Origin of the sequence: Rhodovulum iodosum (genome assembly GCF_041020385.1) — a bacterium.
GTDB classification, from domain to species: domain Bacteria; phylum Pseudomonadota; class Alphaproteobacteria; order Rhodobacterales; family Rhodobacteraceae; genus Rhodovulum; species Rhodovulum iodosum.
Window position 1 is genome coordinate 616621 of sequence record NZ_JBEHHI010000001.1, and the last position, 11875, is coordinate 628495.

Genomic DNA, 11875 nt, shown 5'->3' on the forward strand with positions numbered 1-11875 from the left:
AACGGCTATCGCGTGCACCCTAGAAGATGGGGCGATCACTTTCAAACCGGAGGCGACCATGTCCTTTCTGTCTGCGACACTCGCGCGCGTAAAGCCCTCACCGACCATCGCGGTGACCACCAAGGCGCGCGAACTCAAGGCCGCGGGCAAGGACGTGATCGGCCTTGGCGCCGGCGAGCCCGATTTCGACACCCCCGATAACGTAAAGGCCGCCGCCAAGGCCGCCATCGACCGGGGCGAGACGAAATACACCGCCGTGGACGGGTTGCCAGAACTCAAGAAAGCCATCTGCGAGAAGTTCAAGGCCGACAACGGGCTGGACTACACGCCCGCGCAGGTCAGCGTGGGCACGGGCGGCAAGCAGATCCTCTACAACGCGCTGATGGCGACGCTGAACCCCGGCGACGAGGTCATCATCCCCGCGCCCTACTGGGTCAGCTACCCGGACATGGTGCTGCTGGCCGGTGGCGAGCCGGTGATCGTCGAGGCCGGGATGGAAACCGGGTTCCGCCTGACGCCCGAGGCGCTGGAGGCCGCGATCACGCCCAAGACCAAGTGGTTCATCTTCAACTCGCCCTCGAACCCGACCGGCGCGGGCTATACGCGCGAGCAGCTCAAGGCGCTCACCGACGTGCTGATGCGGCATCCGCATGTGCACGTCATGTCCGACGACATGTATGAAAAGCTGACCTATGGCGATTTCCAGTTCTGCACGCCGGCCGAGGTCGAGCCCGGCCTCTATGACCGGACGCTGACCTGCAACGGCGTGTCCAAGGCCTACGCGATGACCGGCTGGCGCATCGGCTATGCCGCGGGGCCGGCGGAGCTGATCAAGGCGATGGGCAAGATCCAGTCGCAATCGACCTCGAACCCCTGTTCCATCGCGCAATGGGCCGCGCTGGAGGCGCTTACGGGCACGCAGGATTTCATCCCCGAGAACAACGCCACCTTCCAGCGCCGCCGCGACATCGTGGTGGAGATGCTGAATGCGGCCGAGGGCATCGAGTGCCCGGTCCCCGAGGGGGCGTTCTACGTCTACCCCTCGATCGCGGGGTGCATCGGCAAGACCTCGCCCGGTGGCGTCAAGATCGACAGCGACGAGGCGTTCGCCACGGCCCTTCTGGAAGAAAAGGGTGTCGCTGTCGTGTTCGGCGCGGCCTTTGGCCTGTCGCCCAATTTCCGCGTCAGCTACGCCACCTCGGACGACAACCTGAAACAGGCCTGCACCCGCATCCAGGATTTCTGCGCGAGCCTGAGCTGAGGGCGCGGGCCATGGCCAGCGATCTGCCCGAATACTATTTCCGCGTCCGCGAGAACGGCGCACTGGTCTTCCGCCTCGACACGGAAAACCGCCAGCGCCGCATCGAGATGGACCAGATCGCCGTCGCCAACGTGAAGAACGGCGAAATCAAGCCGCATGGCAGCCACGTCCTGTCCGAGGATGAGCGCCAGGTCATCGCGGAGTGGATCGCGGACCGCCGCGCGGTGTTGGCCGCGCGCGAGGTCGACGACATCCTGCGCACGGTGGATCACCTCAACCTGACCAGCCAATGGGCGCAAAGCCGTGCCAGCGACGACGACCTCGAAACCGTCACCGACGCGCTGCTGTTGGCGATGCACGATCTGCGCAGCGTCCTGGTGCGCAAGAAGGCCGACCGCCTGATGAAGGACGACAAGGGCTGAGGCGTTCGGCCCGCTAAAGGATCAATGCACTGACCACGCCGAAATAGATCGCCAGGCTTGCCGCGTCCTGGATCACGGTGCAGACCGGCCCGCTGCCCATCGCCGGGTCCGAGCCCATCCGGTGGAAAACCCAGGGCAGCGCGAACCCTACCACGGCCGAGATCGCCCCGCCCGCGAGCACCGCCAGCCCCACGGCCAGCGCAAGCATCGCGTCGCCGAAAACCGCAAGCACGCCCAGCGCCGAAAGCACGCCCAACGCGGTGCCGATGGCCAGCCCGATCGCCAACTCGTCCTTCAAAAGCCGCAGGATCGAGACATCCTGCATCGACAGCGCCCGCACCGAAACCGACACCGCCTGCGTGCCGATCGCGCCCGCGATATAGACCAGCGCCGGCACGAAGAAGGCCACCGTGACGTTGGCGGCCAGCGCGTCTTCGAAGCCAACCATCACCAGCGTTACCAGCGACGACGCGGCGAGTCCGAAGACAAGCCAAGGCAGCCGCCGGGAAAACCGGTCGCGCAGCGGCGCGTCGAGCGCCGCGCCGGGGCCCCGGTCGTGGGCCGCGATGCCGGCAAGGCGCTGCAAGTCCTCCATATGTTCGTCGCGCAGGATACGGAACAGCGCCTCGGGCGGCACCGCGCCGACAAGCCTTCCATCGGCATCGACCACCGGCACGGCGATCATGCTCAGCCGGATTGCCAGCGTGGCGATTTCCTCCTGATCGGCCTCGGGGCGCACCGCCTCGTGCTCGGGCTCCATGATCTCGCCGATCCGGCCCGCACCGTTGGCGAACAGGTCGTTGATCCGCACGATGCCTTCCAGCCGGCGCTCGGCATCGGTGACGAAAACGGTGTCGGCGCAGGCAAAGACCTGCCCGCGCAACGCCTCGATCACCTCGGCGGCGGGCGTGTCGTAGCGCGCGACGGGGATCGAGGCGACCATATGGGTGGCCGCCGTCTCGCCCCGGTCGTTCAGCCTCTGTTCGGTCATGGCTCTCGCTCTCCTTTGCCGGTCAGATCGTGACGCCGCGGCGCCAGAACCGCGCCATCATCAAAACGGCAGCCACCGCCAGCCCGCTGGCCAGCCCCAGCCAGATGCCGATGCCGCCCCAGCCCAGGGAAAAGCCCAGCCCGTAGGCCACTGGCAACCCGACGCCCCAATAGCTGACCCCGGCCATCACCATCGGCACCCGCGTATCCTGCACGCCCCTGAGCAGCCCCAGCGCCATGACCTGTGCCGCGTCGACCAGTTGGAACAGCGCCGCCGCGGCCAGCAGCGGCACGCCGATGGCGATCAGGGCATCGCGGTCCGGCGAGGCGGGGTCGACGAACAGGCCGATCAGCATCTCGGGCAGCGCCAGGAACAGCACGACGCTGGCCGCCACAGCCGCGCCCGACAGCACCAGCGCGGCCAACGCACCCTGGCGCAGCGCGTCGGCGTCGCGCCGGCCCATCGCCCGCCCGGCGCGTATGGTGGCGGCGTTCGACAGGCCCAGATGCACCATGAAAACGGCCGAGGCAATCTGCAGCGCGATCCCGTGAGCGGCCAGCGGCAGCGTGCCCAACCAGCCCATCATCACCGAGGAGGCGGCGAACAGGCCCACCTCGGCGAGGTTGGTCAGCCCGATCGGCCAGCCCAGGCGAAAGACCCGCCAAAACGCCTCCCAGTCGGGGCGCCAGAGCCTTTGAAAGAGCGCGTGTTCCGGGGTTGCCCGCGCGGCATAGACGACAAGCGCGGCCATCGAGGCCAGGTGCACCAGGATCGACGACAGCGCCGCGCCCCGAATGCCCAGTTCGGGAAAGCCCCAGGCGCCGAAGATCAACAGGTAATTGCCCAAGGCGTTGAGCGCGACGGCGATCAGCGTGACCCACAGCACGACACGCGTGCGTTCGAGCGCGGCGAGATAGCTCTTTAGCACCATGACCATCAGGGCGGGCAGCATCGCCAGGCCATTGATCGTCAGGTAATGCTGGGCAAGGCGCGCGACCTCTGGCGCCTGCCCGATGCCCAGAAACAGCCGCTCCGCCATGAAGAAGACCGGCAGCGACAGGCAGGCGAAGCCCGCCGAGATCCACAGCCCCATGCGGGTGACGCGTCGCACCTGGGTTTCCTCGCCCGCGGCGGCGGCCGTGGCCACCATCGGCATCACCGCCCAGGCAAAGCCCGAGCCCATGATGAACAGCACGAAAAAAAGCGAGCCGCCCAGCACCTCGGCGGCCAGCGCCGCGACGTCGTACCAGCCCAGCATCGCCGCGTCGGTCAGGCTGATTGCGAATTGCGCCAGGTGGCTGCCGATCAGCGGAAGGCCCAGCCCCAGCGTGGCCCGCAGATGGGTGGCAAAGCCCAAGGGGGCGGCGGGGGCGGCTGGGGCGGTCATGGCGCGGGCTTAGACCCCCGCCCGTCACGCGGCAAGACCGCAGTCGCCGCGCCGGGCCCGGCGATGTGCGCCGGGCCAACATCCAGCCACGCGGCCAGCGCATGGCCGCAATGTCGTCATAGTTGTGTTGTAAATTGTTCTTTACCTTAATGGGAGACTGCCCCAAGATCGCTGCATGTGCCGAGGTCACCGTTTTTCAAGTGGGAAAAACAAAAAGGTAGAGGCATATCAACGATGGAGCAGCGGCGTTTTCTTCCCGGGCTTGGCCGGCATGGCGAATTCGTTCGCCTCCCAAGGGCGTACAGGCAAAACGTCAGATGGATCCCGCATATCGGCGACATCTTCCCCGATTTCGACGCGACCACGACGCAAGGTCCGATCCGCTTCTACGACTGGGCCGAAGGCAGCTGGACCGTCCTGTTCAGCCAGCCTGGGGCCTTCACCCCGGTCTGCACTACCGAACTGGCAAGCCTGGCGCGGGCAGAGCCCGAATTCACCGCGCGCAACACCAAGCTGATCGGGCTGACACGCGACAGCACCGAAGACCAGAGTGCTTGGTGCGCCGAGGTCGAGATCCTTTACGACACGCCGATCGCCTTTCCGCTGATCGAGGACCTGACGGGCATCCTGACCAATCTCTGCGGGATGCAGCACCCGAAGGAAAGCACCCTGACGGCGATCCGCAAGACATTCATCATCGACCCCGGGCTGCGCATCCGCATGATCTTTGAATACCCGTCGCGGATCGGGCGCAACACGGCGGAACTTCTCCGCAGCCTCGACGCGTTGCAGCACCACGACGTGCTCGATGTTGCGACGCCCTCCGACTGGAAGCCGGGCAACGACTACCTGGTCCCCTCGGCCATGTCGAACAGGGACGCCGATGCCTGTTTCGGCCAAAGCTGGCGCGCGGTGAACGACTATCTGCGCTTGATCGACTCGACCGGCCTTTTCAGGCACCGCGAGGTGATCGAGGGGAAAACCGGCGGCGGCTCCCTCTAGGCGGGGCGGCGCGCCACAAGATCGACCAGGCCGGCCCGGCCCGAATGGCCACGGCCCTCGTCGATCTCGGCGTCGTAGTCGCGCAGCACCAGAAGGTCGAACCCGTCAAAGCGGGCGCGCAACAGATCGGGCGTATAAAGCTGTGCCGGGTTAGGCGGCCCACCGCTGCCATAGCCTGCCTGACGCTCGGCGAACCCATGCAGCAGCACCAGCCCGCCCGGCCGGGTTGACCGCTTCATCCCCTCGATCACCTCTGCCTGCACCTCGGGCGGCGCGAACTGGATGAAGATACCTAGCACGGCGTCAAAAACCCCGGCCTCCCAGTCCCAGGCCGTCACGTCCGCCAAGTGGAACGTCACCTCGACCCCCCGCGCCCGGGCCAGCCTTCGCGCCTTTGCCACCGCGTTCGGCGCGGCGTCGATCGCGGTCACGTCCATCCCCTGCCCGGCCAGCCACACGGCGTTGCGCCCCTCACCCTCGGCCACCGACAAGACCCGCGCGCCCGGGGCCAGTCGCCCGGCCTCGCGCCTCAGGAAATCGGCCGGCTCGGTGCCGTAGACATAGTCTTCGCCGGCAAAACGGTCGTTCCACATCTGCGCGCCCTCCTGGCGTGAGAGCTAGGCGCGCGGCATCACGGGCACAAGGCGCATGTCGGCCGCAGAGCTGCGGACATCGCGTGGCACCGCCCCGAACGGCCCATACGCGCAGGTAGGCAGGCACCCGCAACAACCGCGCCCGCGCGGAGCGCCTATGCCTCGCGCCCGCGCCGCAGGTCGGGGTGCAGCGACGTGCCGAGGATATGGTCGGCCTTGTGGATCACGTGCTCGGCGCGGCCCACGATCAGCGGGTCGGGCTCGCGCACCACTTTTTCGTTCTTGCCCGGGTAGTCGAGCGAGTGCAGGAAATGGCGCATGCAGTTGAGCCGCGCGCGCTTCTTGTCGTTGGACTTGATGATCGTCCAGGGTGCGTCGGCGGTGTCGGTGTAAAAGAACATCGCCTCCTTCGCCTCGGTGTAGTCGTCCCACTTGTCGAGGCTGGCCTTGTCGATCGGCGACAGCTTCCAGCGCTTCAGCGGGTCGGTCTCGCGCGCGTTGAAACGGTTCCGCTGCTCGTCCTGGGTGACCGAAAACCAATATTTGTAAAGCCGAATGCCCGAGTTCACCAGCATCCGCTCCAGCTCGGGCGTCTGGCGCATGAATTCGAGATAGTCGTTGGGCGTGCAAAACCCCATCACCCGCTCGACGCCGGCGCGGTTGTACCAGGAGCGGTCGTAGAAAACCATCTCGCCGACGGTCGGCAATTCCTTGATGTACCGCTGGAAGAACCACTGGCCCTTCTCTTCCCAGGTGGGCTTGTTCAGCGCCACGACGCGGGCCGAGCGGGGGTTGAGATGCTCCATGAATCGCTTGATCGTGCCGCCCTTGCCAGCCGCGTCGCGCCCTTCGAACAGGATCACGAATTTCTGCTCGGTCTCCTGCGCCCAGATCTGCACCTTGAGAAGCTCCGCCTGCAGCTTGGCCTTCTGGCTTTCGTAGGACCGCCGCGAAATCCTGGTGTCGTAGGGGTATTCGCCGCTTTCGAAGGCATGGGCGATATTCGCGGGCGAGGCGACGGGCCCGGTGTCCTTGCCGTTGGGGCGTGCATGCGAGGCAGTGGCGGGCGTGACGGACTCGGCGCTTTGGGTGGGTTCGGCCATCCGGGTCTCCTTGCTCAGATTGGAAGGATTCTAGATGATTTCCGGGGAACCGGCCTTGAGGAATGTCAAGAAAGCGTCATAAATGCTGGCCGACGGCGGTCCGGCCCTGCCCGCTGCCCGGCCCGGCCGCCCACCGGGCCGGCGGTTTTACGCACCTCGGGCGCATGTCGCGCGGCCCCGACAAGAACCCAACCCTTGTGGGCCATTGCCCCCGACCACCGATATCTGCTCTAATGCGTGCAAACCAACCACCAAGAAACGAGCAGCACATGCCAGCCGACGATCTGCTTTCCGGGGCCGCCAGCCCCGACGCCTATGACGCCTCGTCCATCGAGGTGCTCGAGGGGCTGGAACCCGTGCGCAAGCGCCCCGGCATGTATATCGGCGGCACCGACGAACGCGCGCTGCACCACCTGGTCGCCGAGGTGCTGGACAACGCGATGGACGAGGCCGTCGCGGGGCACGCCACCCGCATCGAGGTAGAGTTGCACGAGGATCACTCCGTCACCGTGCGTGACAACGGCCGCGGCATCCCGATCGACCCGCACCCGAAATTTCCCGACAAGTCGGCGCTGGAGGTGATCCTGTGCACGTTGCACGCGGGCGGCAAGTTCTCGGGCAAGGCTTACGAGACATCGGGCGGCCTGCACGGCGTGGGTGTCTCGGTGGTCAACGCGCTGTCCGACCATCTGCGCGTCGAGGTCGCCCGCAACCGGGAACTGTTCGCGCAGGAATTTTCCCGCGGCATACCGCAGGGCCCCATTCAGGCCGTCGGCGCCGCCCCCAACCGCCGCGGCACCACCGTCACCTTTCACCCCGATGCCGAGATCTTCGGCCATCTCCGGTTCAAGCCCGCGCGCCTTTTGAAAATGGCGCGGTCGAAGGCCTATCTCTTTTCCGGCGTCGAGATCCGCTGGAAATCGGCGATTGCGGACGACGATACCCCGCAAGAGGCCGTGTTCCACTTCCCCGGAGGTCTTGCCGATTACCTGAACGAGACCCTGGGCAATGCCGCCACCTATGCCCAGCGTCCCTTCGCCGGCAAGGTGCGTTTCCAGGAAAAGTTCGGCCAGCCGGGCAGCGTGGAATGGGCGATCAACTGGACGCCCGCGCGCGATGGCTTCATCAACTCGTACTGCAACACCGTGCCCACGCCCGAGGGCGGCACGCACGAGGCCGGGTTCTGGGCCGCGATCCTCAAGGGCATCCGCGCCTATGGCGAGCTGTCGAACAACCGCAAGGCCGCGCAGATCAGCCGCGACGACCTGATCACCGGAGGTTGCGCCATGGTGTCGACCTTCATCCGAGAGCCCGAATTCGTCGGCCAGACCAAGGATCGCCTCGCCACGACCGAGGCCGCCCGCATGGTCGAGGGCGCGGTCAGGGACCATTTCGACCACTGGCTTGCGTCAGACACCAAATCGGCCGGTGCGATCCTCGATTTTCTCGTGCTCCGGGCCGAGGAACGGCTGCGCCGCCGCGCCGAAAAGGAAACCCAGCGCAAATCGGCCACCAAGCGGCTGCGCCTGCCGGGCAAGCTGGTCGATTGCACGGCCACGTCGCGCGAGGGCACCGAGCTTTTCATCGTCGAGGGCGACTCGGCGGGCGGGTCGGCCAAGATGGCGCGCGAGCGGAAAACCCAGGCTTTGCTGCCGCTGAGGGGCAAGATCCTCAACGTGCTGGGGGCGGCCTCGTCGAAACTGGGCAGCAATGCCGAGATCAGCGACCTGACCCAGGCGCTGGGTTGCGGCCTCGGCACGCGGTTCAACATCGACGATCTGCGCTATGACAAGGTCATCATCATGACCGACGCCGACGTGGACGGCGCGCATATCGCCTCGCTCCTGATGACCTTCTTCTTCACCCAGATGCGGCCCCTGATCGACCAGGGGCACCTCTACCTGGCCTGCCCGCCGCTCTTCCGCCTGACCCAAGGGGCGAAACGGGTCTACGCGCTGGACGAGGCGGAAAAGGCGATGTGGCTGGACAAGGGGCTGGGCGGCAAGGGCAAGATCGACGTCTCGCGCTTCAAGGGCCTGGGCGAGATGGACGCTAAGGATTTGAAGGAAACGACAATGGACCCCGCGTCGCGGAAACTCATCCGTGTGACCATCGACGAGGACGAACCGGGCGAGACCGGCGACCTGGTGGAACGGCTGATGGGCAAGAAGCCGGAATTGCGGTTCCAGTATATCCAGGAGAATGCGAGGTTTGTTGAAGAGGTGGATGTTTGAGTGATGAATTCATTTCACCTTTCTTTACTTAGACTTTCTGCTTGGCTTGCAACAAATAAACCAATTCCGGAGCGCTACTCGCTAAGCGCCGGATATGAAGTAAAATATAACTTTACCTATCTCGGCTTTGAAGAAAAAGGCGTGAATTACTCCCGCTTCTTATTGCTTGAGAAGCCAAGAAAGGAGGGCCTCACAGGCTTGGGCTGGCCCGCTGATGCTTCAAAAGGGGTGAACGTATCAATCCCATTCAAAATCATAGTCGACCCAGAGTATGACATTCGTCGAATTTATGGGCCCATCGAGATTAAATACAACACACTAGCATCTTATATTTTCGGTGAAACCACCCTAAAGCATAAGCGTGAGTATTGGAAAGAGCGCCTCGCACAGCGAGTTTTTAACCGATCCTTCCGCTTTTCCGCTGAAAGAATGGATATATTGGAGAAGCTAGTTGACTGGCGAAGGCAGCTGCTTAAGGAAGGTGCGGAAGGATCGCTTAGTAGAGGACGTTTTTCGCACTTTGATTTCTTTTCACTCCTCTATTCAATAAGGGCCTGGGGGCTTGATGATAGACACATTTATCTCGAAGAATTGAAATTTGTTCTGGACTCGCTGGTTGCCTCTGGAGAATTGAGCTATCGTGACGGTAGGTACCACCTTGAAGCCAAAGCTTTGGAAACGCTTTCGAGATATGAGGATAGCAGGCGACGCCACAGAGACCAGACAAAACAAAACTCAAGAGTTTCCTTGCTGACATTGGTCATAGCCATAGCCACTGCCCTGCAGGCATTTTTGCTTTGGAAGCAAGCGTAGAGTGGGTGGCAACCCACCACCCGGCCAACGGTGGGTTGCCACCCACCCTACCCTCCTACACCGCTCTCGGGATCCCTATCACAGGGGCCGTAGGTGTAGGTCTGTCCGGGGAAAGGGGAAGCCCGGCCATCAAACGATTTGTGCAACAGAGCCACGGCGCGGAGAAAACTTGGCTATTGTCGGCTTACGCGAAGCGGTAGGGTGGCGCACATACTACCGGGATGTACGCCAATCGCCCCGAGGGCTCGTCTCCCGCGGCCCTGCCGTGCCCTGAAACTAAGGCGCCTGACCCGTTCGATCAAGAGGGCGCGGCCCTGGCCACAAGTGGCCCGGGCGGGATGGACCTCTTTCGTTTGGTTGCAGGAGTTTAGGTCTGACCGAGGCGCCGGCGGCCCGGCATCCGTAGGGTGAGTGCCAACCCCCCGCGACGCCCAATGGTGGGCTCTCCCCCACCCTACTCCTGAATGCTCTCCACGTAGTCCGCCAGCGCCACCAGCCGGGCGGGCGTGGGCGTGTAGACGCCGAGGTCGGTTTCGGCCAGCACCATCTTGCCCTCCAGCAGCGGCCAGAATTCCGGCATCGGGCCATAGACCCGCGTGCCGCGGCCGTAGCCGTCGATGGTGGCCATCACCTCGACGAAGGGGAACCGCCCGCCGTTGCGCTGGCGGATGGTCGTCAGGTCGGCGGGCTCGTATTCCATGGTCGCCACCGCCGGGCCGTCGCCCTTGCCCGTCGCGCCGTGGCAGCCCGCGCAAAGCTGCATGTAAAGCTCGCGCCCCGAGGGCTCGGGCGGGGCGCAGCCCGCCAATGCCAACATCCCCGCCAGAATCGTCACACGCTGCATTCCACTCCCCCTCTGGCCCTGATGCCCGTTCCCGCTATCTACCATGGCAGCGACAAGGATGGGAGCCCGCCGATGATGCGCCTTCTCGCGGCCCTTTTGCTGGCCGCAACGCCGCTTTGCGCCCAGGACGTGGAACTGGAGCTGGTCCTCTTGGCCGATGCGTCGGGCTCGATCGACATGGACGAGATCCGGTTTCAGCGCGAGGGCTATGCCGAGGCGATCACCGACCCCGCGGTGCTGGCGGCCATCGCAAACACCGCCTACGGCAAGATCGCGGTGACCTATGTCGAATGGGCCAGCGCCGGCGAAGAGGACGTCGTGGTGCCCTGGACGGTGATCGCGGGCGAGGCCGACGCGGCGGCCTTTGCCGCGGCGCTGATCCCGCCGCCGCGCATGGCCTTCGGGCGCAACGCCATCGGTTCGGCCCTGCTGACCGGCAAGGCGCTGATCGAGGGCAACGAGATCGAGGGCTGGCGCAAGGTGATCGACTTTTCCGGCGACAGCGCGAACAACTGGAACGGGCCGTCCATCGAAGAGGCCCGCGCCGAAGTGCTGGCCGCGGGGATCACCATCAACGGGCTACCGATCCTTTGCAGGTTCTGCAACGGCCGGCCCTCGGGCGCCGATCTGGAGCGGCTCTACAGCGAGCGGATCATCGGCGGCATGGGCGCCTTCGTGGTGACCGCCGACAGCGAGGAAAGCTTTGCCGACGCGGTCCGGCGCAAGCTGATCCTCGAAATTTCCGGCCAGATGCCCGGCGAAAAGGTGGCCGTGGCGGATTGAGGCCGCGCAACAGGGCCGCGGCGGGCGTCACTCCTGCACGCTTTCCAGCCATTGCGCCAGCGCCGCAATTTCTTGCGAGGTGGCGATCTCGCCACCCGCGGGCGGCGTCAGCACCACCATTTCGCCGCTCAGCGTGAACCCGAAAATCGGCATCGGGCCGCCATGGGCGGGAAAGGCCCGGCGCCCGTCGATCACCGCCACGACCTCGGCCATCGGAAAGGCGCCGCCGGCGGCCGCCGCCAGCCCGGTGAGATCGGGCACCGCCACGCTCAACACCCCGGCCATCGGCCCGTTGCCGCGCGCATCGAGCCCGTGACAGGTGGCGCAATTCTGCCGGAAAAGCGTGACGCCCGAGACCGGCTCGGCCGCCACGGGAAGTGCCGCGCCAAAGGCCGCAATGGCTGCAAGAAGACGTTTCATGGCCGTCCCTCCCTTCATTGCC

The 11875-nt window shown here is 65.2% G+C and carries 12 protein-coding genes; 6 read left to right on the top strand and 6 right to left on the bottom strand.

Annotated features, from left to right (window positions below; all coding sequences use genetic code 11):
• The first annotated feature begins 58 nt into the window (after nucleotides 1-58).
• Nucleotides 59-1261: a pyridoxal phosphate-dependent aminotransferase gene (locus tag Ga0609869_RS03010; RefSeq protein ID WP_125407923.1), complete on the top strand. Its 1203-nt coding sequence runs from the start codon at nucleotides 59-61 to the stop codon at nucleotides 1259-1261.
• A gap of 11 nt (nucleotides 1262-1272) precedes the next feature.
• Nucleotides 1273-1683 carry a hypothetical protein gene (locus Ga0609869_RS03015; RefSeq protein WP_125407921.1) on the top strand — a complete coding sequence of 137 codons (411 nt, stop codon included), beginning with the start codon at nucleotides 1273-1275 and terminating at the stop codon, nucleotides 1681-1683.
• 13 nt (nucleotides 1684-1696) lie between these two features.
• Here the strand turns inward: Ga0609869_RS03015 and Ga0609869_RS03020 are convergent, their stop codons facing one another.
• Together Ga0609869_RS03020 and Ga0609869_RS03025 are read right to left on the bottom strand one after the other, a co-directional pair.
• On the bottom strand, nucleotides 1697-2674 hold the full coding sequence (locus tag Ga0609869_RS03020; RefSeq protein WP_125407919.1) for a magnesium transporter: 978 nt from the start codon (nucleotides 2672-2674) through the stop codon (nucleotides 1697-1699).
• Nucleotides 2675-2696: 22 nt separating this feature from the next.
• The gene (locus Ga0609869_RS03025) at nucleotides 2697-4061 is read right to left on the bottom strand and encodes an MATE family efflux transporter (RefSeq protein ID WP_125407917.1); all 1365 of its coding nucleotides are present in this window, start codon (nucleotides 4059-4061) and stop codon (nucleotides 2697-2699) included.
• Nucleotides 4062-4295: 234 nt separating this feature from the next.
• Here Ga0609869_RS03025 and Ga0609869_RS03030 point away from each other — a divergent pair, with 234 nt between their 5' ends.
• The gene (locus tag Ga0609869_RS03030; RefSeq protein ID WP_125407915.1) at nucleotides 4296-5063 is read left to right on the top strand and encodes a redoxin domain-containing protein; all 768 of its coding nucleotides are present in this window, start codon (nucleotides 4296-4298) and stop codon (nucleotides 5061-5063) included.
• Here Ga0609869_RS03030 and Ga0609869_RS03035 read toward each other — a convergent pair.
• Together Ga0609869_RS03035 and ppk2 are read right to left on the bottom strand one after the other, a co-directional pair.
• Nucleotides 5060-5656 carry an SAM-dependent methyltransferase gene (locus Ga0609869_RS03035; RefSeq protein WP_125407913.1) on the bottom strand — a complete coding sequence of 199 codons (597 nt, stop codon included), beginning with the start codon at nucleotides 5654-5656 and terminating at the stop codon, nucleotides 5060-5062. The genes Ga0609869_RS03030 and Ga0609869_RS03035 overlap by 4 nt on opposite strands.
• Before the next feature lie 155 nt (nucleotides 5657-5811).
• Nucleotides 5812-6759 carry a polyphosphate kinase 2 gene (gene ppk2, locus Ga0609869_RS03040; RefSeq protein ID WP_125407911.1) on the bottom strand — a complete coding sequence of 316 codons (948 nt, stop codon included), beginning with the start codon at nucleotides 6757-6759 and terminating at the stop codon, nucleotides 5812-5814.
• 269 nt (nucleotides 6760-7028) lie between these two features.
• Between ppk2 and parE the strand changes: the two genes are divergently transcribed.
• Nucleotides 7029-8993 carry a DNA topoisomerase IV subunit B gene (gene parE, locus Ga0609869_RS03045; RefSeq protein ID WP_125407909.1) on the top strand — a complete coding sequence of 655 codons (1965 nt, stop codon included), beginning with the start codon at nucleotides 7029-7031 and terminating at the stop codon, nucleotides 8991-8993.
• A gap of 3 nt (nucleotides 8994-8996) precedes the next feature.
• Nucleotides 8997-9806, top strand: coding sequence for a hypothetical protein (locus tag Ga0609869_RS03050; protein WP_125407907.1), 810 nt, complete (start codon nucleotides 8997-8999; stop codon nucleotides 9804-9806).
• 454 nt (nucleotides 9807-10260) lie between these two features.
• Here Ga0609869_RS03050 and Ga0609869_RS03055 read toward each other — a convergent pair whose 3' ends face one another.
• Complete coding sequence (locus Ga0609869_RS03055) at nucleotides 10261-10650, bottom strand: c-type cytochrome (protein ID WP_125407905.1); 390 nt, start codon at nucleotides 10648-10650, stop codon at nucleotides 10261-10263.
• A gap of 72 nt (nucleotides 10651-10722) precedes the next feature.
• Here Ga0609869_RS03055 and Ga0609869_RS03060 point away from each other — a divergent pair, with 72 nt between their 5' ends.
• Entirely contained in the window at nucleotides 10723-11433 is a 711-nt protein-coding gene (locus Ga0609869_RS03060) for a DUF1194 domain-containing protein (protein ID WP_125407903.1), read from the top strand.
• 27 nt (nucleotides 11434-11460) lie between these two features.
• Here the strand turns inward: Ga0609869_RS03060 and Ga0609869_RS03065 are convergent, their stop codons facing one another.
• A complete protein-coding gene (locus Ga0609869_RS03065) occupies nucleotides 11461-11853 on the bottom strand; it encodes a c-type cytochrome (protein ID WP_170168861.1) in 393 nt (130 codons plus the stop codon).
• Nucleotides 11854-11875: the final 22 nt, after the last annotated feature.

Coding starts and splice junctions, on each gene's coding strand:
- Ga0609869_RS03010 (WP_125407923.1), top strand. CDS start 59: ATGTCCTTTCTGTCTGCGACACTCGCGCGCGTAAAGCCCTCACCGACC.
- Ga0609869_RS03015 (WP_125407921.1), top strand. CDS start 1,273: ATGGCCAGCGATCTGCCCGAATACTATTTCCGCGTCCGCGAGAACGGC.
- Ga0609869_RS03020 (WP_125407919.1), bottom strand. CDS start 2,674: ATGACCGAACAGAGGCTGAACGACCGGGGCGAGACGGCGGCCACCCAT.
- Ga0609869_RS03025 (WP_125407917.1), bottom strand. CDS start 4,061: ATGACCGCCCCAGCCGCCCCCGCCGCCCCCTTGGGCTTTGCCACCCAT.
- Ga0609869_RS03030 (WP_125407915.1), top strand. CDS start 4,296: ATGGAGCAGCGGCGTTTTCTTCCCGGGCTTGGCCGGCATGGCGAATTC.
- Ga0609869_RS03035 (WP_125407913.1), bottom strand. CDS start 5,656: ATGTGGAACGACCGTTTTGCCGGCGAAGACTATGTCTACGGCACCGAG.
- ppk2 (WP_125407911.1), bottom strand. CDS start 6,759: ATGGCCGAACCCACCCAAAGCGCCGAGTCCGTCACGCCCGCCACTGCC.
- parE (WP_125407909.1), top strand. CDS start 7,029: ATGCCAGCCGACGATCTGCTTTCCGGGGCCGCCAGCCCCGACGCCTAT.
- Ga0609869_RS03050 (WP_125407907.1), top strand. CDS start 8,997: ATGAATTCATTTCACCTTTCTTTACTTAGACTTTCTGCTTGGCTTGCA.
- Ga0609869_RS03055 (WP_125407905.1), bottom strand. CDS start 10,650: ATGCAGCGTGTGACGATTCTGGCGGGGATGTTGGCATTGGCGGGCTGC.
- Ga0609869_RS03060 (WP_125407903.1), top strand. CDS start 10,723: ATGATGCGCCTTCTCGCGGCCCTTTTGCTGGCCGCAACGCCGCTTTGC.
- Ga0609869_RS03065 (WP_170168861.1), bottom strand. CDS start 11,853: ATGAAACGTCTTCTTGCAGCCATTGCGGCCTTTGGCGCGGCACTTCCC.